General features: G+C 30.4%; 26 protein-coding genes, 1 pseudogene and 1 riboswitch. Of the genes and pseudogenes, 15 read left to right on the top strand and 12 right to left on the bottom strand.

From position 1 onward, the window contains the following. The first annotated feature begins 1 nt into the window (after position 1). The 6 genes from sufD to ABXT58_RS05040 are packed head-to-tail and all read left to right on the top strand — an operon-like array spanning position 2 to position 3,787. A complete protein-coding gene (sufD, locus tag ABXT58_RS05065; RefSeq protein ID WP_415303601.1) occupies positions 2-1,243 on the top strand; it encodes a Fe-S cluster assembly protein SufD in 1,242 nt (413 codons plus the stop codon). Continuing rightward, the gene (locus ABXT58_RS05060; RefSeq protein WP_415303600.1) at positions 1,240-2,457 is read left to right on the top strand and encodes an aminotransferase class V-fold PLP-dependent enzyme; all 1,218 of its coding nucleotides are present in this window, start codon (positions 1,240-1,242) and stop codon (positions 2,455-2,457) included. Before sufD ends, ABXT58_RS05060 begins: the two co-directional genes overlap by 4 nt. Further along, a complete protein-coding gene (sufU, locus tag ABXT58_RS05055; RefSeq protein WP_415303599.1) occupies positions 2,457-2,921 on the top strand; it encodes a Fe-S cluster assembly sulfur transfer protein SufU in 465 nt (154 codons plus the stop codon). Before ABXT58_RS05060 ends, sufU begins: the two co-directional genes overlap by 1 nt. An 8-nt stretch (positions 2,922-2,929) precedes the next feature. Continuing rightward, a complete protein-coding gene (locus ABXT58_RS05050) occupies positions 2,930-3,226 on the top strand; it encodes an iron-sulfur cluster assembly protein (protein ID WP_415278668.1) in 297 nt (98 codons plus the stop codon). Further along, positions 3,226-3,558, top strand: a complete 333-nt coding sequence (locus ABXT58_RS05045; protein WP_415303598.1) for a HesB/IscA family protein — start codon at positions 3,226-3,228, stop codon at positions 3,556-3,558. The genes ABXT58_RS05050 and ABXT58_RS05045 overlap by 1 nt, the downstream gene beginning before the upstream one ends. A gap of 58 nt (positions 3,559-3,616) precedes the next feature. Next, positions 3,617-3,787: a hypothetical protein gene (locus ABXT58_RS05040; protein ID WP_169036262.1), complete on the top strand. Its 171-nt coding sequence runs from the start codon at positions 3,617-3,619 to the stop codon at positions 3,785-3,787. A gap of 5 nt (positions 3,788-3,792) precedes the next feature. Here the strand turns inward: ABXT58_RS05040 and glnA are convergent, their stop codons facing one another. Next, positions 3,793-5,199, bottom strand: coding sequence for a type I glutamate--ammonia ligase (gene glnA, locus ABXT58_RS05035; RefSeq protein WP_415303597.1), 1,407 nt, complete (start codon positions 5,197-5,199; stop codon positions 3,793-3,795). Between the two features lie 145 nt (positions 5,200-5,344). Between glnA and ABXT58_RS05030 the strand changes: the two genes are divergently transcribed. Beyond that, positions 5,345-5,824: a YbaK/EbsC family protein gene (locus tag ABXT58_RS05030; protein WP_415303596.1), complete on the top strand. Its 480-nt coding sequence runs from the start codon at positions 5,345-5,347 to the stop codon at positions 5,822-5,824. Then, entirely contained in the window at positions 5,821-6,708 is an 888-nt protein-coding gene (locus ABXT58_RS05025; protein WP_415303595.1) for a DMT family transporter, read from the top strand. The genes ABXT58_RS05030 and ABXT58_RS05025 overlap by 4 nt, the downstream gene beginning before the upstream one ends. On the opposite strand, the gene ABXT58_RS05020 is transcribed toward ABXT58_RS05025, so the two are convergent. The 3 genes from ABXT58_RS05020 to ABXT58_RS05010 all read right to left on the bottom strand — a co-directional run bounded on the left by ABXT58_RS05020 (position 6,701) and on the right by ABXT58_RS05010 (position 9,137). Beyond that, on the bottom strand, positions 6,701-7,609 hold the full coding sequence (locus tag ABXT58_RS05020; protein WP_415303594.1) for a homocysteine S-methyltransferase family protein: 909 nt from the start codon (positions 7,607-7,609) through the stop codon (positions 6,701-6,703). The genes ABXT58_RS05025 and ABXT58_RS05020 overlap by 8 nt on opposite strands. 9 nt (positions 7,610-7,618) lie before the next feature. After that, positions 7,619-7,682: riboswitch (SAM riboswitch) on the bottom strand. A gap of 88 nt (positions 7,683-7,770) precedes the next feature. Continuing rightward, on the bottom strand, positions 7,771-8,361 hold the full coding sequence (locus tag ABXT58_RS05015; RefSeq protein WP_415303593.1) for a 2OG-Fe(II) oxygenase family protein: 591 nt from the start codon (positions 8,359-8,361) through the stop codon (positions 7,771-7,773). Positions 8,362-8,390: 29 nt separating this feature from the next. Next, on the bottom strand, positions 8,391-9,137 hold the full coding sequence (locus ABXT58_RS05010) for a TSUP family transporter (protein WP_415303592.1): 747 nt from the start codon (positions 9,135-9,137) through the stop codon (positions 8,391-8,393). Between the two features lie 18 nt (positions 9,138-9,155). Here ABXT58_RS05010 and ABXT58_RS05005 point away from each other — a divergent pair, with 18 nt between their 5' ends. Further along, the gene (locus ABXT58_RS05005) at positions 9,156-9,656 is read left to right on the top strand and encodes a molybdenum cofactor synthesis domain-containing protein (protein WP_415278677.1); all 501 of its coding nucleotides are present in this window, start codon (positions 9,156-9,158) and stop codon (positions 9,654-9,656) included. On the opposite strand, the gene ABXT58_RS05000 is transcribed toward ABXT58_RS05005, so the two are convergent. Next, on the bottom strand, positions 9,657-9,902 hold the full coding sequence (locus ABXT58_RS05000) for a DUF1244 domain-containing protein (protein WP_415303591.1): 246 nt from the start codon (positions 9,900-9,902) through the stop codon (positions 9,657-9,659). It lies immediately after the preceding gene. A gap of 313 nt (positions 9,903-10,215) precedes the next feature. Between ABXT58_RS05000 and ABXT58_RS04995 the strand changes: the two genes are divergently transcribed. Further along, positions 10,216-11,766, top strand: coding sequence for an aldehyde dehydrogenase family protein (locus tag ABXT58_RS04995; RefSeq protein WP_415304915.1), 1,551 nt, complete (start codon positions 10,216-10,218; stop codon positions 11,764-11,766). 45 nt (positions 11,767-11,811) lie between these two features. Beyond that, a complete protein-coding gene (locus ABXT58_RS04990; protein ID WP_168606501.1) occupies positions 11,812-12,159 on the top strand; it encodes a DUF779 domain-containing protein in 348 nt (115 codons plus the stop codon). Here ABXT58_RS04990 and ABXT58_RS04985 read toward each other — a convergent pair. Genes ABXT58_RS04985 through moaA form a run of 6 tightly spaced genes read right to left on the bottom strand, consistent with a single transcriptional unit; the run spans position 12,156 to position 15,904 of the window. Beyond that, positions 12,156-12,725, bottom strand: a complete 570-nt coding sequence (locus tag ABXT58_RS04985; protein ID WP_415303590.1) for a sulfite oxidase heme-binding subunit YedZ — start codon at positions 12,723-12,725, stop codon at positions 12,156-12,158. The two genes, ABXT58_RS04990 and ABXT58_RS04985, sit on opposite strands and share 4 nt — an antisense overlap. 24 nt (positions 12,726-12,749) lie before the next feature. Next, complete coding sequence (msrP, locus tag ABXT58_RS04980) at positions 12,750-13,655, bottom strand: protein-methionine-sulfoxide reductase catalytic subunit MsrP (RefSeq protein WP_415303589.1); 906 nt, start codon at positions 13,653-13,655, stop codon at positions 12,750-12,752. Further along, the gene (locus ABXT58_RS04975; RefSeq protein WP_415290965.1) at positions 13,642-14,094 is read right to left on the bottom strand and encodes a molybdopterin synthase catalytic subunit; all 453 of its coding nucleotides are present in this window, start codon (positions 14,092-14,094) and stop codon (positions 13,642-13,644) included. The genes msrP and ABXT58_RS04975 overlap by 14 nt, the downstream gene beginning before the upstream one ends. Continuing rightward, positions 14,094-14,363, bottom strand: a complete 270-nt coding sequence (locus ABXT58_RS04970) for a molybdopterin biosynthesis protein MoeD (RefSeq protein WP_415303588.1) — start codon at positions 14,361-14,363, stop codon at positions 14,094-14,096. The genes ABXT58_RS04975 and ABXT58_RS04970 overlap by 1 nt, the downstream gene beginning before the upstream one ends. A gap of 2 nt (positions 14,364-14,365) precedes the next feature. Continuing rightward, positions 14,366-14,911, bottom strand: a complete 546-nt coding sequence (moaC, locus tag ABXT58_RS04965; protein ID WP_415303587.1) for a cyclic pyranopterin monophosphate synthase MoaC — start codon at positions 14,909-14,911, stop codon at positions 14,366-14,368. Beyond that, the gene (gene moaA / locus ABXT58_RS04960; RefSeq protein ID WP_415303586.1) at positions 14,912-15,904 is read right to left on the bottom strand and encodes a GTP 3',8-cyclase MoaA; all 993 of its coding nucleotides are present in this window, start codon (positions 15,902-15,904) and stop codon (positions 14,912-14,914) included. It abuts the gene before it with no gap. A 35-nt stretch (positions 15,905-15,939) separates the two neighbouring features. Here moaA and ABXT58_RS04955 point away from each other — a divergent pair. Beyond that, positions 15,940-16,774, top strand: a pseudogene (locus tag ABXT58_RS04955) (phytanoyl-CoA dioxygenase family protein). A gap of 36 nt (positions 16,775-16,810) precedes the next feature. Here the strand turns inward: ABXT58_RS04955 and ABXT58_RS04950 are convergent. Continuing rightward, positions 16,811-17,137 (bottom strand): GYD domain-containing protein, encoded by a 327-nt coding sequence (locus ABXT58_RS04950; protein WP_415278724.1) that lies wholly within the window; start codon positions 17,135-17,137, stop codon positions 16,811-16,813. 92 nt (positions 17,138-17,229) lie between these two features. Here ABXT58_RS04950 and ABXT58_RS04945 point away from each other — a divergent pair, with 92 nt between their 5' ends. Genes ABXT58_RS04945 through ABXT58_RS04935 form a run of 3 tightly spaced genes read left to right on the top strand, consistent with a single transcriptional unit; the run spans position 17,230 to position 20,383 of the window. Then, the gene (locus ABXT58_RS04945; RefSeq protein ID WP_415303585.1) at positions 17,230-18,672 is read left to right on the top strand and encodes an NAD-dependent succinate-semialdehyde dehydrogenase; all 1,443 of its coding nucleotides are present in this window, start codon (positions 17,230-17,232) and stop codon (positions 18,670-18,672) included. A 5-nt stretch (positions 18,673-18,677) separates the two neighbouring features. After that, positions 18,678-19,544, top strand: a complete 867-nt coding sequence (locus ABXT58_RS04940) for an NAD(P)-dependent oxidoreductase (RefSeq protein WP_415303584.1) — start codon at positions 18,678-18,680, stop codon at positions 19,542-19,544. After that, on the top strand, positions 19,541-20,383 hold the full coding sequence (locus ABXT58_RS04935; protein WP_415303583.1) for a fumarylacetoacetate hydrolase family protein: 843 nt from the start codon (positions 19,541-19,543) through the stop codon (positions 20,381-20,383). The genes ABXT58_RS04940 and ABXT58_RS04935 overlap by 4 nt, the downstream gene beginning before the upstream one ends. Positions 20,384-20,388: the final 5 nt, after the last annotated feature.

Here is a 20,388-nt window from a genome sequence, read left to right as displayed (position 1 = left end):
TATGGAACAACTAAAAGTAGATTTTAATAAAGTCATAGGAAGTTTAAAACTTTCAGAGAAAAGTATAAATTCTAGAAAAGAAAACTTTAATCAATTTGTGGAGAATGGTTTTCCAAATAAAAGAGCGGAGGATTGGAAATTTTCAGATTTGAATCAGATAATTTCTTCTAATATTGAAAATTTACGCTTCCATACCGACTTTAAGATAAGTGAGATTGATGAAACTAGCTTTATTGATGAATTTGCACATAATAAGATAATTTTTCTTAATGGAGTAATTTCAAAAGTTGATTTTAGCAATGAAGATGACACTAAAGTTTTGATAACAAGAGATTTAAATCAAAATGAAAATTCTAAAGAAGTTAATTCATTGGTTTCATTGAACAATGCTCTCATTGCCAGCTATATCAGGGTAACGGTTAAAGAAAACTATTCAATGAATGAGCCATTAATTATATACAATATTACAACCAAAGAGCTTAAATCAACAGCGATCAATTTGAAAACAGACATTGTTCTTGAAAAAAATAGTAGTTTGAAACTTATAGATTTATTTGATGATAGTTCTGAAAATAATTTTATAAATATAGTTCAAAATTTTGATATTGCACAAGATGCTATTCTTAAAAATTATAAGATTGATCATAAAAAAAATTCTAATATTAAATACTCTTATAATAATATTAATTTAGAAAAAAATAGTATTTCAGAAAACTTTATTTTTTCGACTGGGTCTAAATTTATAAAAAATGAAATTAATTGTAATTTAAATGATGAGTACAGCTCAGCATTTATTAATGGAATAATAAATTTAACAAACTCACAACATCATGAAATCAAAACCAATATTAATCATCTAGCTGAAAATACAAAAAGCTATCAATTAATTAAAAGTGTTTTAAATGAAAATGCAAAAGGTATTTATCAAGGTAAAATTTATGTAGACTCAAAAGCCCAAAAAACAAATGGGTATCAACTTAGTAAGGCTTTATTATTAAATGAGAATACTGAATTTGATGGAAAACCAGAACTTGAGATCTATGCTGATGATGTAAAATGCTCTCATGGAGCAACATCTGGAAATTTAGATGAAGATGCAATATTTTACTTGATGTCTCGTGGTTTGAGTAATCAGCAATCAAAAGAATTATTAATCAATGGTTTTTTACTTGATGCAGTAGAAAAAATTACAGATATAGAAATTAAAGATCTAATTAAAAATATGATAGGAATTACAGAATGAGTATATCAGACATAAAAAAAGAGTTTCCAATATTTAGTAACAAGATTCATAATAACGATCTTGTTTATCTTGATAGTGCTAACTCATCTCAAAAACCACAATCAGTAATTGATAGAGTTAACGAATTTTATACTAATGAATTTTCAAATACAGGCAGAAGTGTTCATTACTTAGCTGTGGCAGCAACTAATCTTTATGAAAATACACGATCTTCCGTTCAAAAATATATTAATGCCAAAGATAAAAATGAAATTGTATTTACTAAAGGTGCCACAGAAGCAATTAACCTTGTGGCTAATACTTTTGGCCAACAATATTTAGAACATGGAGACGAAATTCTTATAACTGAACTCGAACATCACTCTAATTATGTGCCATGGCACTTTTTAAGACAATCAAAAGGAATTAAGATTGAATTTGCAGAAATTAATGATGATGGGGAAATTACTCTCGAAAGTATTGAAAAAAAAATAAATCCAAAAACAAAATTAATTGCTATTACTCATTTATCTAATGTGACTGGAGCTGTTTTGCCAGTTAAAGAAATAACAGAATTAGCTCACTCAAAAGGTATCGCAGTTTTAGTTGATGGTTGTCAGGGTGCGCCACATTTAAAGTTAGATATGCAAGATATTGACTGTGATTTTTACGCTATTTCATGTCATAAAATGTATGGACCAACTGGTCTTGGAGTGCTTTATGCTAAAAAAAAATGGTTAGAACAATTACCTCCTTATCAAGGTGGTGGTGGTATGATTAATGACGTTAAAAAAGACAGTATTACTTATGGTGATTTACCAAACAAGTATGAAGCAGGAACAATGGCAACAGCACAAGTTATTGCCTTTGATCAATCTATAAAGTTTCTAGAAAAAGTTGGAATAGAAAGCATGATCAAACATGAACAAGAATTAATTGAATATGGACAAGAAATCTTAAAAAGGAACAATTCTGTTAAGTTAATAGGTAATCCTAAAAATAGAGCTGCAGTTTTATCTTTTACAATTGAAGGCGTACATCCACACGATATAGCCACTATATTAGATGAAGATGGTGTTGCTATAAGAGCTGGACACCATTGCTGTCAAATCTTACATGATAAATTAGGAATTTCAGCAAGCGCACGTGCTTCTTTAGGTGTTTATAATACAAGAGAAGATCTAGACCAACTTAATAGCTCAATAAATAATTGTAAAAAAATTTTTAATTTATAATGAATATTAAAGAACTTTATCAAGAAATTATTTTAGAACATGGAAAAAATCCACACAATTTAAGAAAGACAGAAAATTTTAACAAAGATGCAAAAGGTAATAACCCTTTATGTGGTGATAATGTTCATATATTTCTAAAATTGGATGAAGACAAAAAAGTACAAGATGTTTCATTTGAAGGAAGTGGCTGTGCAATTTCAATGGCGTCAGCATCAATCATGACTGATTTAATGAAAGGAAAAGAAGAAGCTCAAGTCAAAGAAATTGTAATTGATTTTTTGGGTATGATTAAAGAAAACCCTGAATTAAAATCAAAAAATTTGCAGGAAGATGAAAAAACTAAGTTAATGTGCTTATCTGGAGTAAAACAATATCCAATGAGAGTAAAATGTGCGACATTATCATGGCACACTTTAATTTCTGCAATTGACAAAACTCAAGAAGAAATCAATACTGAAAACTAGATAATATTATGGATTTAAGAGAACAAGTAATAGCTGAAATTAGAAAAATTTATGATCCCGAGATACCAGTTAATATTTATGAATTAGGTTTAATTTATGATGTTAAGGTAAAAGAGGATAAGGCTAAAATCATAATGACCCTAACAACACCCAACTGTCCTGTCGCTGAAAGCTTACCCCAAGAGGTTAAAGATAGTGCCATGCAAGTGGAAGGTATTAAAGAAGTTGATCTTGATTTAGTTTTTGAACCACCTTGGGAAAAGTCAATGATGTCTGAAGCAGCTAAATTGGAGTTAAATTTATAATGAATCCTATAATTAAATTAAGTGATAACGCTGCAAGTCGTATCAAAGAAATTATGTCCGGAATTGAATCAAGTTCAATTGGTGTTAGAGTTGCGGTTAAATCTGGTGGTTGTGCTGGCATGTCATATGTAATGGAATATGCTAAAGAAGTTAATCCAACTGATGAAATTATCGAAGATAAAGGCGTTAAGGTTTTTGTTGATGCCGCAGCTGTAATGTATCTACTTGGAACTGAAATGGACTATAAAAAAGAGGAGTTTTCTTCATCATTTGTATTCAATAATCCTAATGAGTCAGAGCGTTGTGGTTGTGGAGAATCTTTTAAAGTCTAATATAACAAATACGCATATCAGCATTGCAATCTATGCATATCTAGGATAATAAATAGAAATGAATAAATTTGAATTTAAAAATCTTGTTAAAAGTCTTGAAAAGTCTTTAAAAGAAAGAACATTCTTTAAAACTCTTCGAACTGAAGTAAATACTGGTGCTAATGGCACGCAGGATTATGTTGTTAAAAAAGGAATTAACAAAGATAAAATCGCAACTACTAGACAGTAATAATTTTAGCTGCTGTAATACATCTCAAACTCAACAGGATGAGGGGCATGTTCAAATCTATGTATCTCTTCAAACTTTAATGCAATGTAAGCATCAATTTGATCATCTGTAAATACACCACCTTCAGTTAAAAAATCTCTATCTTTATCTAAACTCTCCATAGCTTCTCTTAGGGAGCCACAAACAGTTGGGATATTTCTAACTTCTTCAGGAGGTAAGTCATAAAGATCTTTGTCAAAAGATTCACCTGGATGAATTTTATTTTTAATACCATCTAAACCAGCCATAAGCATAGCAGCAAAAGTTAAGTAAGGGTTTCCTGAAGCATCAGGAAATCTTATCTCACATCTAGCACCATTTTTATTTAAACTAATCGGTATTCTACAAGATGCAGATCTATTTCTTGCGGAGTAAGCTAATAGTACTGGTGCTTCAAATCCTGGGATTAATCTTTTGTAGCTATTTGTTGTTGAATTTGAAAAAGCATTAATAGCTTTTGCATGTTTTAAAATACCACCAATATAATGTAATGCTGTTTCTGATAATCCAGCATAAGCTTCACCAGAAAAAACAGGTTTATCATTTTTCCAAATTGATTGATGAATATGCATTCCAGAACCATTGTCACCGGCAACAGGCTTGGGCATAAATGTTGCTGTTTTCCCAAATGAATGAGAAACCATTTGAACTACATATTTATAAAGTTGAACATTATCAGCTGTTTCAACTAAAGTTCCAAAAACCATACCTAGCTCATGTTGACTTGGAGCAACTTCGTGATGATGTTTTTCAACCTTAACACCCACTTCTTTTAGACTTTTTAAATATTCACCTCTCATATCTTGTTCACTATCAACTGGAGGCACTGGAAAATATCCACCTTTAACTGGGGGTCTATGACCCATATTTCCATTAGCATAGGCAGTTCCAGAATTATAAGGACCTTCTTTGCTGTCTATTATGAAACCAGTATTATTTGGATCATTATTAATTCTAACATCATCAAAAACAAAAAATTCTGGTTCAGGACCAAAAAACGCTTTATCACCAACACCAGATTTTTTTAAATATTCTTCTGCTTTTTTAGCTGTTCCTCTTGGGTCTCTTTCGTAGGGGGATTTTTTAACAGCATCTAAAATATCACAAAAAAGTATCAAAGTGTTATGAGAGGTAAAAGGATCCATAACAAGTCTTGATGTATCAGGTTTTAAAATCATATCTGACTCGTTGATAGCCTTCCACCCAGCTATGGATGAACCGTCAAAAAAAACACCTTCGTTTAGCATTTCTTCATCAACAATCGTATGGTCCATAGTTAAATGCTGAAGTTTTCCTCTGGGATCAGTAAATCTTAAATCAATAAATTCTACTTCTTTATCTTTGATAAATTTTAATACATTGCTAGCAGTCATAGTTTCTCCTTTTTAAATTTTGTTGCACATTATTAACAAATTTGTTTAAAACAATATTGCTTGATTAATAAATATCACCTATGCGTTTTTTACATATGAATTACAACATTATTTGCTAAATTAGCAATCAATTGTTAGTTGAAATATGAGCTTATTAGATAAAGAACCGGTTAAAAGAGCAGAAAAATCTCTTAAAGATTTTGATAAATCTTTAGAGGTTATTATTTTAGAAAATTCAGCTAGAACTGCACAAGATGCTGCTAAAGCGTTAGAATGCAATGTTGGCGCGATTGTCAAAAGCTTACTTTTTAAAGCTGGTGATGTTTTTATTTTATGCTTAGTAGCAGGAGATAAGAGATGTTCATTAAATAAATTAAAAAAGATTAAGAATATAAAAGATATCTATATGGCTTCTCCAGAAGAAGTTAAAACTCAAACTGGCTATACAATAGGTGGCGTTTCACCAGTAGGTCATTTAAGTAAGCTAGAAATTTTTATAGATAAATCTTTAGAAAGGTTTAATGAACTATTTGCTGCAGCAGGACATCCAAACTGTGTTTTTAAGATTAATTTTAAAAATATTCAAAAAATTACAAATGGGAAAGTTGAAGATATAATTGAATGAGACAGCCTAAATTAATTGATTATATTTTATTAGTAATTTTATCTTTAATATGGGCGTCAGCTTTTTTTAACATTAAGATTGCGACAGAATCTTTTGGTCCAATTACTATTGCTTTCTTAAGGGTTTTTTTTGGATCAATTCCAGTACTATTATTATGTTTTTATAAAAAAATAAAAATAGAAGCTTTTTCGAAAGATTGGTATTGGTTTGCTATAATTGGATTTGTAAATTTGGTGCTACCTTTTTTTTTAATCGCCTATGGTGTAAAATCAGTTCAAAGTAATTTAGCAGCAATATTAATGTCTACTACACCATTAAGCTCAACTGTATTAGGACATTTTTTTACTAAAAATGAAAAATTTGACTTTATTAAAACATTTGGAATATTAATTGGTTTTTCAGGAATAGTTTATTTATTTTCAGACAATTTTTTGATTAATGATAATAATTTTTTCTCTGCATTAATGATTTTACTTGGATCAACTTGTTATGTCATAGGTGGAGTGTTAACTCTTAAAATCAGTAATAAAAAAAATGAAAATGTAACAGGGTCTATATTAATTTGGGCTATAATAATTTTGATACCCTTAGTTTCTTTTATAGAAAAACCTTGGGAAACTACACCCTCAATAGTGTCAAGTATTTCTGTAGTTTATCTTGGTTTAGTATCAACAGGTTTAGCATGGCTTCTCAGATTTAGAATTTTAAAGAACAATGGACTAATATTTCAGTCTCAAGTTTCTTACTTAATACCTATTTTTGGAATTATATTAAGTTATATATTTTTAGATGAATTAATTACTGATAAAGTTTTAACTTCACTATTGGCGGTTTTAGTTGGGCTTTATTTTGTAAAAAAAGCAGGAAATAAAAAAATTACTTAAGTTTAGCCATCTCCTTAATGTGTGATGGTCTGGTTTCACAGCAACCTCCTAAAATAGTGGCCCCAGCTTCTTTAAATTTCTTTACAAATAAAGCCATCTTTTCTGGCACTAGATCTTCTCTGTGACCCAGAAATTCATTTGGGTTTCCTGTTTTACTTTTATTAAAAGTATTTGTGTAACCAGCTGTAGGTTTTGTTGTAATAAACCCATTGAGTTTAAAGCCAAATGGAACATCTAAACTTTTTATTTCATTAATATTTTTTTCATAATTTTCTGGTGATACACAAGAAAGTATTATTCCAAGTAAACTTTTGTGATTTATTGTTGTGATAATCTCAGAAATATTTTCACCACTTGGTAACTTTACTCCCTCAGACACATGGGCACCAATTAGATAAGGTTTATTGAAACTTTTTATGGCTTCGATAGCTAATTTAAACTCTCTTACGCTACTTAATACATCAAAATAAAAAAAATCTATAAAAGGATCAAGTAATTTTGCTTGATCATAGAAATTTTCTTTAATTTCATCATTAGCTCTTGTGTCTGCTTCATAGGTTAAATATTGAGGAGGCAATCCTCCAGCAACTAAAATATGTGGATTTAAATCTTTTGCTTTTTTAGCTATTTCACCAGCTTTAGTATTTAAATACTCAAATTTATCTTCAACACCATTATCCCTTAATCTCATTCTTCTTGTGGTAAATGTTGTTGTTACAATAATCTCAGCACCTGAATTTATAAAATCTAAGTGCGTATCAAGCAAAAGCTGATGATATTTTTCCTGCAATAATGCATTAGCACTCCAGAGGGTACCATTTGCTTCTACACCTCTCGCTAATAACTCTTGACCCATTCCACCATCTAGAACTCTGGTTTCTTTGAAAAAATTTATATCCATCTTTGTTCCTTACTTTTTTAGTGCTTTAGCTTTATGCCAGGTGCACAATATAGTCCAACTACCCTTACCAATTAATTTAATGATTTCCTTTTTAGCAGTTAGTACCTGCAATATGGATCAAATCGGTTAACTATTTATATAACTAATTGAGTGATTAGCAATTATTTTTTGAATAATATTTTAGCATTAAAAGAGAAAGATCTTCTTTCACCATCTACGTTAAATGGGTAGGCTGTATGCATTAAATAATTTGGAAAAATCAATAGATCCCCTAATTTAGGGTTTAAATTATAAATACTTTTACTCAAAAAGTGTGTTTGCCCATTAATAAAATCAATAGTTCCATTAGTTTTAAACTTTTTATTTTTAACAAGTTTATTTTGATTCATATCTTTTGGGATTCTAAGATAGCCAACTCCTGACAATTGTCCCTCATGATAATGAATAGGATTATATTCATTTTTTAATTGTCTAACTACCCATAGATTAATTATTTTGATTTCTTTAATTTTTTTTACATCAGATTTATCAAGATAATTTTTGATATTTTTTATTAACTCTTTAGACAAACTCTTACTAACCAATGTTTTAGGAATCTTGATTTCATTCTTAATTTGACTTGCTAGCTTAGAGCTATAATCATTTTTTTTTGATAATTGAGACTTATCAATGTGATTATTTAATATAGTAATAATTTTTTTGGATAACTTTGTTTTTCCTATAGTTGGTCCAAAAGCTCTGAATGTTTTCATATTTTATCTATAATAATTTAATACTTGTGTTATGCAAACAACTTCAGTCCCATTCGAATAGCGACAAATATGACAAGTGCCGATGTTACTAAAGCCAACATTCTTGCAGGAAAAATTTTAAGATTTAAATAGTTTCCTAATTGACCTCCCAATAAAACTAAAAGAAATAATGGCCAATAGCTATAAATTTCATTTATTACAGAAGATTTTGTGAATTGACCAGCAAGTCCTGACATAGAATTGATTAATATAAAAAGAGATGCTGCTGTTGCAATGTTCTTAACGCTATCAACTCTGACCAATAATAGTATTGGACTTAAAAATATACCACCACCAATACCAACCACACCAGATACAAATCCAATAGATGCACCAATCAATAATGATAATATTATTGGTATCTTTTTATAAACTTCAATTTTTTGATCAAAAGATTGAAATTTCAGAAGAAGTAGAGCTCCTGCTAGTGTCAAGACGACAAAAAGTAAAATTTCAAAAACTTCTTTATCTACTGATAATGATCCACCTATGAATGCAAGAGGAACAGATGATATTAAGTATGGTGTAAGTATCTTAAGATTGATATTCCCAGCTTTAATATAGTTAATACAATTTCCTGATACGACAATAATATTACAAAAGAGGGCAATTACAGGAAAGATTAAGTAAGGAACATCCCAGATTAATAGAAGAGCTAGATAAGTAGAGCCACCCCCAAATCCAACACTTGAATATAAAGTTGCTGTTAGAAGAAATAAAAATGATAATATAATCATAATAATTATTTTAAATTTATGATTGTAAATATAGCACTTTTAACAGTTACGGACACTAGAACTTTTGAGAATGATAAGTCAGGTGCGATCTTAGTAAAAAAAATAGAGGAGGCTAAACATAAATTAATAGATAGAAAAATTTGCAAAGATAACAAAGAAGACATTATTATAATCCTTAAAGATTGGATTAATCAATCTAAAATAGACGTTGTAATTACAACAGGTGGAACAGGACTTACAGGTCGAGATATCACACCAGAGGCAGTGAATGAAATTGCTGATAAGCATATCCCAGGTTTTGGAGAGGTGTTTAGAACAATTAGTTTAAAAACGGTTGGCACTTCTGCTATTCAGTCTAGAGCGTGTGCTGTGCTAGCTAATGGTAAATATGTGTTTGCTCTACCAGGATCTTCTGGTGGTGTTACGGATGCTTGGGACGGAATTTTAAAACATCAGCTAGATATAAATCATAAACCTTGTAATTTTGTAGAACTATTTCCGAGACTTAAAGAAAAATAATTATTTTTGATATTTTTCTTTCCACTCTGGATAAGGCATTCCATAGACATGTTCGCGTGCATCAAGGTCTGAAATTTCAATACCTTTTTTCTCTGCTTCTTCTCGATACCATTTTGATAAACAGTTTCTGCAAAAACCAGCAAGGTTCATGATATCTATATTTTGAACATCTTTTCTTTCATCTAAATGCTTAAGTAATCTCTCAAAAGTAGAAGACTGTAATTCTTTTTTTGTATTTTCATTCATGGTTAAATTATTAGACACATTTCAATTAAGCACAAGATGTAGGGTTTTATTCAATCTTGAGTAGAAATTTAATAATATAATACATAGACCTTAATATTAAATTTTGTTTAAATATTGGATGGCTACTACAAAGAAAAAAACAGCCAAAAAGTCTAAACGTAAAGCCAAAAAAAAAATTAAGAAAAACTTGGTCAAACGATCACCTAAAAATATTAAAAAAGTTAAAAAGAAAAAGGGTGTGACCAAAAAGAAGTTACGTAAGCCATCAAAAAAAAATAAGCTAAAGAATAATAATAAGAGAGAGAGGATAAAAATGAGCACAGAAACAGTAAAAGGTGGACGATCTCCGTTACTAGATACGTCCCACTTAAAAGTTAAATTTCCATTTAAAGAAAAATATGGAAATTTTATAGGAGGAAAATTCGTTGAACCAAAATCGGGAAAATATTTTGACAACGTAAGTCCAATCAATAATGAAGTTATATGTTCTGTTCCAAGATCAGATGCAAAAGATGTTGAAGCTGCTTTGGATGCTGCACATGCTGCTTTTCCTGCTTGGGGAATTACATCAATAACTGAAAGATCTAACATTCTACTTAAAATAGCTGATGTTATTGAAAAAAACCTTGAGCTTTTAGCTACTGCTGAATGTCTAGATAATGGAAAGCCAATCAGAGAATGTATGGCAGCTGATTTACCATTAGTTGTTGATCATTGGAGATATTTTGCTGGAGCCATAAGAGCAGAAGAAGGTTCTGTTTCAGAGATAAGTAACAGTGAATATTCTTATCATATACCTGAGCCACTTGGTGTAGTTGCACAAATTATACCTTGGAACTTCCCGTTATTAATGGCAACATGGAAACTTGCACCAGCACTTGCTGCAGGAAACTGTGTAGTTTTAAAACCAGCTGAACAAACACCAGCATCAATCTTACTATTAATGGAATTAATTGGGGATCTATTACCTCCAGGAGTTCTTAATGTTGTAAGTGGTTTTGGTCTTGAAGCAGGTAAGCCATTAGCTTCATCTAAAAGAATCAGAAAGATTGCTTTTACGGGTGAGACAACAACTGGACGTTTGATTATGCAGTATGCTGCTCAAAATTTAATTCCAATAACTTTAGAATTAGGTGGAAAATCTCCAAATGTTTTCTTTGAAGATGTCATGGATCAAGATGATGAATTCTTTGATAAATGTCTCGAGGGTTTTACAATGTTTGCTCTTAATCAGGGAGAAGTTTGTACTTGTCCTAGTAGAGCTTTAATTCAAGAATCTATCTATGATAAATTTATGGAAAGAGCTATCGCTAGAACAAAAGCTGTAACACAAGATAACCCTTTAAAAATGGAAACCATGATTGGTGCTCAAGTATCATTAGAGCAAATGGAGAAAATAAAATCTTACTTAGATTTAGGTAAGAAAGAGGGTGCTAAAGTTCTATGTGGAGGTGAAGTTGCTAACTTAAACAGTGGTTTGGAAAAAGGTAATTATATCCAACCTACTATTTTTGAAGGTGATAACTCTATGAGAGTTTTCCAAGAAGAAATTTTTGGTCCAGTTGTATCAGTTACTAAATTTAAAGATGAAGCGCATGCATTAGAAATTGCAAATGATACTCTTTATGGTTTAGGAGCAGGTGTTTGGACTAGAAATGGAAATATTGCTTATAGAATGGGAAGAGGGATCCAAGCAGGAAGAGTTTGGACTAACTGTTACCATGCTTATCCAGCTCATGCTGCTTTTGGAGGTTATAAACAATCTGGAATTGGTAGAGAAACACATAAAATGATGCTTGATCATTATAGACAGGTGAAAAACTTACACGTGTCATACAGTGAGAAAAAATTAGGCTTCTTTTAACAGATATATTATGATGGCCTGTATTAAACTACAGGCCATATAACTATGAAAGTTTCAGCAACACCATTAGCGTTAGAGTTAATTGAAGATCTAAAGAAAGATCATGGTAAAGAATTGCTTTTTCATCAATCTGGTGGATGTTGTGATGGTAGTGCCCCGATGTGTTATCCAGTTAAAGAATTTCTTATAAGCGATGATGATGTTTTAATTGGTAAAATTGGAGGTGTTCCTTTTTATATAAGCGAAACCCAACATGAAGCATGGAAAAATACAGATTTAATTATTGATTGCATTAAAGGAATGGGTGGAATGTTTTCACTTGATAATGGAACTGGCAGAAGATTTTTAACAAGATCAGAGATTTGTGTTCCTGAAAAAAAATTAATTAATTAATTAAATTTCATTTTAACTCTTAGCGTAAGTAAAATTACAATAATAATAAGATAGATTAAGGGTTCAACTGTAACTACTTTAACTAACCATAAATAGTGAATAATTCCCAATAAAGAAATTATATAAATAAGTTTGTGTAGTTTTTTCCACTTATCTCTTAACAACCTTATCATTCTTTTAGATGAAGTAAGAGCAAGTGGCACTAATAAAAGCCAAGCTAAAAATCCAGCAAATATAAATTTTTTTTTAATAATATCATCACTAATACTAGACCAATCAAAGCGATAATCTATTCCTACATAAGTCATCATATGCGCTGATGCATAAAAAAATACAAACAAGCCAAACATTCTTCTATAGCTAATCCAGAAATTTAATTTAGTAAACTTTTGTAAAGGAGTCATTGCAAGTGTGATTATAATAAAACGAAGTGTCCAATTACCAGTTACATGTGTAATTTCTTTTACAGGTTCTGGACCTAACTGGTTAAAGATAATTTGATAAAAAATAATTAATATTGGTAGTAAAGATAAAAAAAAAATTGGTATTTTTATATATTTTTGCATATTTTATAAAAAAATTTTATGTATTTAAAAGTTTTTCTTTAAATCCATACCTGAATATAAATTTGCAACTTCATCACCATACCCATTAAACATTTCTGTTTCAATTCTGGGGGACAAAATACCTTCACCTATGACACGTTCTGTTGCTTGTGACCATCTAGGATGCGAAACATTTGGGTTAACATTTGAATAAAAACCATATTCTCTTGGGGACGATCTCATCCAAGATGAAGTAGGCATTTTTTTAACTAATTTTATTTTAACAATTGCTTTTGCACTTTTAAAACCATATTTCCATGGAACAAAAATTCTCAATGGAGCGCCATTTTGGTTGGGTAATGCCTTTCCATAAAGCCCAGTGACAACTGTTGTTATAGGATGCATAGCTTCGTCAATTCTTAATCCTTCTCTATAGGGCCAATTTAAAACTGGATATCTCTGGCCTTTCATTTGTTCAGGGTCATAAACACTTTCAAATTCAACAAATTTTGCAGTATTTTTAATAGATACTTTACTAAGTAATTTGCTCAGAGAAAATCCCATCCAAGGAATAACCATAGACCAACCTTCAACACATCTAAGTTTGTAAATTCTTTCTTCAGAAGGAAATAAAGAAATTATTTCTTCAGCTGAAAGTGTAATTGGATTGTCTACTTCACCTTCAATGGTAACACTCCAAGGTTTAGTAATAAATTCTTGTGAATTTTTGAAAGGATCACCTTTTCCAGTCCCAAACTCATAATAATTGTTGTATCTTGTTATATCCTCATATGAAGTTAGTTCATTTTTATTTTGTGAATAAGCATTGTTTAAAAACGGTATACTACTTAAGGATAATGAACCTACACCTAAGCCAATCGATTTAATAAACTTTCTTCTTTTATTGTATATTTGTTCAGGTGTTATTTCTGAATGTTTATATTTTTTCATTTTTAATAGGATTACCTTTTAGCCACTCACTTTGTTCATTTTTATAATGTTCTTTTTTCCATATAGGAGATCTTTTTTTAATTTCTTCAATAATATATCTAGATAATACATAGGTTTCATCTCTATGTTTGCAAGCAACTGCAATAATTATACTAGTTTCACCTAGTCCTACATAACCTTTAATATGTTCTATAAATACTGCTTTATCGATAATTTTTAATTTTACAGTGGTTTCTTTATAAATTTCATCAAAGCTTTTTAATACTAATTCGTCATGACTATCATAAGTTATTCCAACAACTTCTTTATTTTCATTAATATTTCTAACCGTACCATTAAAAATAATGGATGCACCATATGATGAAGATTTTATAAATGCTTCTGCTACAGAAGTTTTTATTTTGTTTTTTTTAATATCTATTATTTTTGTATGTAGCATCAACCACCACCTATTGGAGGTATAATCCCAATTTTTTGATCTTTTATAATTTTAAAGTCATCACTAACAATATTATTATCTTCTGAGCAAAAAACAGAATTTTTTACAATTTTAATAAAACTTTCATTACCCTTAAAGTTTTTATCTAAATAATTAATTACCTCTTTCCTAAAATCTTTAATTTCAATCTTTTGTTTAATGTCAAATTCTAAGAACTCTTTATTACTAAAATCTCTACTTGCTCCAAATAGTTCAAGCTTAATTTTCATGTTTAAAAAATATCTTTTAAAAATTCTGGTAAGCCATCAGGATTAGTCCATAAACCACTTTTTCCACCTTCTTTAATTAGTAATTTAACATTATCAATTCTAAGATGTGGATTTACAATTTTACTTAGATCATAAATAGTTATTAGTGCAGTATTAACACCCATAATAGCTTCCATTTCTACCCCAGTTTTTGCAACAGCAGACACAACGCAAAAAACCTCTAATGAAGCATCATCATCATGCATGATAATTTTAGTTGCTGTATGATCTATTGGAAGTGGATGGCATAGTGGAATCAATTCACTAGTTTTTTTAACACCTAAGACTGCTGATACCTCAGCTAAAGTGATCGGATCACCTTTAGGCATTTCTTTATCTTTAATTAGGTCAAAAACTTCTTTTCCTACATAAATTTTACCAGAAGCCAATGCTCTTCTAAATGTTTCTTTTTTTGATGATACATCAACCATATTAAAAGAATTTTTTTTAAAAATTTCCTTAGCCCAATCTTTTAATTTTTCTTCATTTATCACTTTTAAGTTTTCCATTTATCCTCCAGTACTTGATAAATTTGGAGTAATTCCAGTATCTCCAAGCTCTAAATAATGTGACTCTTTTTTAAGGTGCAATTGCTTTATAATAAGATCCACAAGTTCATCTTTTTGAGTATCATCTTGCAATAAATGTCTAATACTAATTCCAGTATTACCAAACAAACATAATCTCAAATCACCTCTTGAGGTAATTCGCAATCTGTTACATGTTTGACAAAAATCCTTAGAGTAGGGTGCAATTAAACCAAATTTACCTTTAAATTCTGGATGTATAAAATTTAGTGAAGGGCCTGCATCTTTTCCATAAGTTTGTGGTATCCAGTTATTTTTTTCTAAAAAATCTTTAAATATTTTAGAGGAAACATGATTCTTTTTAAAATACTCTAAATTATCACCTGTTTGCATCAATTCTATAAATCTAAAGTCAATTTTGTTATTTTTTATAAAATTTCCAAATTTTTTAAACTCATCCTGGGTATCATTAATATCTTTAAGTAAAACAGCATTAATTTTTATATTCTTGAAATTTAATCTTTGTAAAATCTTTATACCTTCTAAAATTTCTTCAAGCCTGTCATGTCCTGTTAGTTTTTTAAAAGTTTCTCTATTTAAACTGTCTATACTAATATTTATTCCATCCAAACCAGCTTCAAATAATTGTTCTGCTATTTTGTCCAAACGGTAACCATTAGTTGTCATTGTTACTTTGGGTATATTTGAATTTTGCTTCATATCTTTAAGAATATTAAAAAAGTCTTTTCTAACTGTTGGTTCTCCACCAGTTAATCTAATTTTACAAACACCTAATTCAGATAACGCTTTTGTTAATCTAGATATTTCTTCTGCAGACATAAAACTTCTCGTGTCTCCAGGTGTCTTTTTATACCCTTGTGGTAGACAATAGGTGCAACTGTAATTACATACATCTGTAATTGATAATCTTATGTAGGGGAATTTTCTTCCAAAAGTATCACTTAATGTTTTCATCTTATTTTTATTACATTATATTATAATAATAATATATGAGCAAAATTATTACCCAAGCAGAAGTAAATCTATTTAAAAAAGATGGTGCAGTCTTGATTAAAGGCAAATTTGATAACGCATGGATTGAAAAGTTAAAAAAAGGAATTAAAAAAGGTAAAGAAAGTCCTAGCCCAAGATTTGTAAATCACACAAAAAACCAAAAACTACCAGGATATTATGAAGATTTTTGGACTTGGAATTTACATGAGGAATTTAAAGATTTTGTATTTAATTCACCAACACCCAAAATCGCAGGCAGAACTTTTAGAAGCCCAAAAAATTAATTTAGTAATGGATAATTGGTTTTTTAGGGAAGCGGGATCAAAGTCATCACCACCTTTTCATCATGATATATCATATTTCGATTTTGAAGGATCTATGTGTGTATTGTGGATACCGCTTGAATCAGTTAAAAAAGAAGATGGTATAGCATGGGTTAAAGGATCCCATTTATGGGATAAGCTATTTTTAAGAACAAGATTTAATGATGGCCATGAAGTTGATGGCAAGGTTGGAGTTGTTAATGGAAAAAAATATGAATTAACTCCTAACATATTAGAAAATAAAGATGATTATGAATTTTTACAATGGGATCTGGAAGTTGGTGACTGTATTTATTTTGATATTAGAACATTACATGGAGGATTAAATATTATTACACCTAAAAAAAATGTTCATAGATACACATTAAGAATGGCAAAAGAAAACTCTAAAATTATTTATAGAGGAAATTGGGCTAGAGAAGAAAGAGCTATTATGGAAGATAATGGTTATAAAAATGGTGATGATTTATCTGGAAAAATGTTTCCAACTTTATTTGAAACTAGCTAACTCCCAGTTTTTTGAACTGGAAGTTAACATAAATTATTAACCAGCAGGCTTATAGCCAGCCATAGCTTTAGCAGCAAGCTCTGCTGCTTTATTCATATCCATCTCCTCGAGTATAACCATATTTTCTACTGTTCCACTAGCTTCAACAGCTAATTTTATACCAGCAAAATTTTCATAAGGCATGTCTCCTGAAGTGACTGCAACGAAATCATAAGGACCTCTCGTAATATAAAAAGATTCAAAAGTTCCACCTACTGCTTCAGTTAATGCTTTTACAGCAATTGATCTATCTTGCTTAGGGTCTTTCATAAAACCTTGGAAGGCCTTTGCTGTATAATTACCCATTACAATATATTTTTTCATAAGTTTCTCCTTTATTAATTTGTAAGATTAAAACATATTTGCTAAAAATTTGAATAATTATTTTTTAAAATCAACTCAAGGTTTAGCAAATTATGTACGAAAAATTTGGACAATTTATCGATGGCAATTGGTCGCCCTCTTCTAACAAGGAAACTTATGAAGTTATCAATCCTGCAACAGAAGAAGTTTTAGGCCATGCATCAAAAGCAACACCTGCTGATGTTGACAGAGCATTAAAATCAGCTGAAAAAGGATTACAAGTTTGGAAAAAGATAACACCGTGGGAAAGATCTTATATTCTAAGACGTATAGCAGACAAACTTCGAGAAAAAAAAGATGTTCTGGCAAAATGGATGACTTTAGAAAATGGCAAACCTTTAGTCGAAGGTGTTGGTGAAACAAATGGTGCAGCAGATATTTTTGAATGGAACGCTGAGGAGACAAAGAGAATTTTTGGTCAAACTATTGAAAGCAGGTTTGAAGACACAAGAGTACATGTTTATTATCAACCAGTTGGAGTTGTAGCTGCATTATCACCGTGGAATTTTCCACTTATTTTAGCAGCAAGAAAAATATCAACAGCACTTGCTGCGGGTTGTTCGGTAATTATTAAACCCGATACAATCACACCTGGTGTAGTGATGGAGTTGGTTGATATTTGTAGAGAATGTGGAGTTCCACCAGGAGCGGTCAACCTTTTATCAGGTGATCCTCCAAGTATAGCTTCTCAATTAATTCAATCAGATATAATTAAAAAAATTTCAATAACTGGATCTGTAAGAGTTGGAAAGCTGATTTTAAAACAAGCAGCTGATAAGGTTCAAAGAGTAACAATGGAATTAAGTGGCCATTCTCCCTTTATAGTTTTCGATGATGCTGATATAAAAAAGGCAACAGATATGGCTATTGCTGCAAAATTTAGAAACAATGGTCAAGTTTGTATTTCTCCTAATAGATTTTATATTCATGAAAGTAAAAAAGAAGAATTTATAAATTTATTTATCGAAAAAACTAAAAAGTTAAAAATTGGTAATGGCATAGATCCAGACACTCAATTAGGCCCATTAACAACTCAAAAAAGATTGGAAGAAATTGAAGAGTTGGTTGAGAAAACTAAACAAGAAGGAGCTAAAATTTTATTGGGTGGAAAAAGACCAGCAGGCTTTAATAAAGGTTTTTATTATGAGCCAACAGTTTTTGATGATGTAAAAGATGATTTTACTATTATGAAACAAGAACCATTTGGACCATTAGTTCCGATATTGTCATTTAAATCTTTTGATGAAGTTATTGAAAGAGCCAATGATAATGATCTTGGTTTATGCAGTTATGTTTGTACTAATTCTATGGAAACAGCTCATCTGGCATCTGAAAGATTAGAAACAGGATCTGTAGCAGTTAATACAGGAGTTGTTGCAATTGCTGAGGCACCATTTGGTGGAATTAAACAAAGTGGATATGGAAGAGAAGGTGGATCAATGGCCATCAAAGATTATCTTAATGTTAAATATACTCACATAGGCATCAAAGGCTAACACTTATGCAAATTGGGTTTATAGGAATTGGTCTTATGGGGTTTCCCATGGCAAAAAACTTAATTAAATCTGGTTATAAATTAAAAGCATTTAATAGATCTCAAGATAAAGCTGAAAGATTAAAAGATTTTGGAGCAGAAATATCTGTATCCATCAAAGATGTTGTTACCAGTTCTGATGTAATTATTACAATGCTCACAGATGATGTTGCAGTTGAGAAAGTAATAATTAGTGATGAGTTTATAAAAAATATTAAACCTAATGCCACTGTAATAGATATGAGCTCTATTAACCCTGTGTTATCAAAAAAATGTGCAAAATTGTTAAAAGAAAAAAAAATTAACTACCTAGATGCACCGGTATCTGGTGGAACAATTGGAGCAGAAGAGGCTTCTTTAGCTATCATGGTGGGCGGTGATGAAAAAACATTTAATGAATGTGTAGATCTACTTAAAATATTAGGAAACCCAACATTAGTAGGCCCAGTATCTTCTGGCCAAATATCTAAATTAGCTAATCAAATTATCGTGGGTGTAACCATCGGTGCTGTAGCGGAGGCTATCACTTTATGTGAAAAATCTGGCACCAACCCAAGTAAAATGATTGAAGCTTTATCAGGAGGATGGGCTGATAGTAAAATATTACAAACTCATGGAAAAAGAATGATTAATAAAGATTTCTCACCCAAAGGAAAAACCACAACTCAGTTAAAAGATATGACTAATATCATTAATGCTGGAAAAGCTGTTGAAACTCATTTGCCTATTTCTAGTTTAATTAAAGAAATGTATAAAGAACTTGTAACAGATGGACATGGCAATACAGATCATAGCTCTTTATATAATGTGATTGAAAAAATGAATAAAAAATGAAATTTTTAAGAATTGGAAAAGAAGGTCAAGAAATTCCTGTAGCACTAGATAAAGATGGAAAATATAGAAATTTATCATCGATTATTAAAGATTTAAATCCTGAAAGTATCAATTTTGAAACTCTAGATAAGATTAAAGATATAGATTTAGAGAGCTTGGAAGAGATAAGTCAAAATGAAAGAATAGGGTCTTGTATTTCTAAACCAGGAAATTTTTTTGCAATCGGTTTAAATTATGCTGAACATGCAAAAGAGACAGGTGCAAAAACACCAGAGAATCCAGTTCTATTCAATAAGTCAGTTCATTCTATAGTTGGACCAAACGATAATGTGATTATACCCAAGGATTCAAAAAAATTAGATCATGAAGTTGAAATTGCTTTTGTTATAGGGAAAAAAGCAAAAAGAGTTTTAGAAAAAGATGCACAAGATTATATTTTCGGATACTGTATTTGTAACGATATCAGTGAACGTGAATGGCAAAAAGAAAAAGGTGGTCAGTGGGTTAAGGGTAAATCTGGTGATACATTTGGACCTTTAGGACCTTATTTAGTGACCAAAGATGAAATCAAAGATGTTAATAATTTGAACTTAACATTAGATGTTAATAGTAATAGACATCAAACAGGCAACACTAAACAAATGATTTTTAATTTTAACATTTTAATAGCACATATTACAAGTTTCATAACTTTAATGCCTGGTGATATTATTACTACTGGCACTCCTCCTGGAGTTGGTCTCGGAATGAATCCTCCTGTTTTTTTAAAAGATGGGGATAACATGGAACTATCAATTGATAATCTTGGAAGACAAAACATAAAAGTGTTAGCAGAATAATATTT

The sequence above is a fragment of the Candidatus Pelagibacter sp. Uisw_090 genome, from assembly GCF_047717845.1.
GTDB lineage: Bacteria > Pseudomonadota > Alphaproteobacteria > Pelagibacterales > Pelagibacteraceae > Pelagibacter.
Note: the sequence above shows the minus strand (reverse complement) of the source record. Positions and strands in the feature narration are given on the sequence as shown.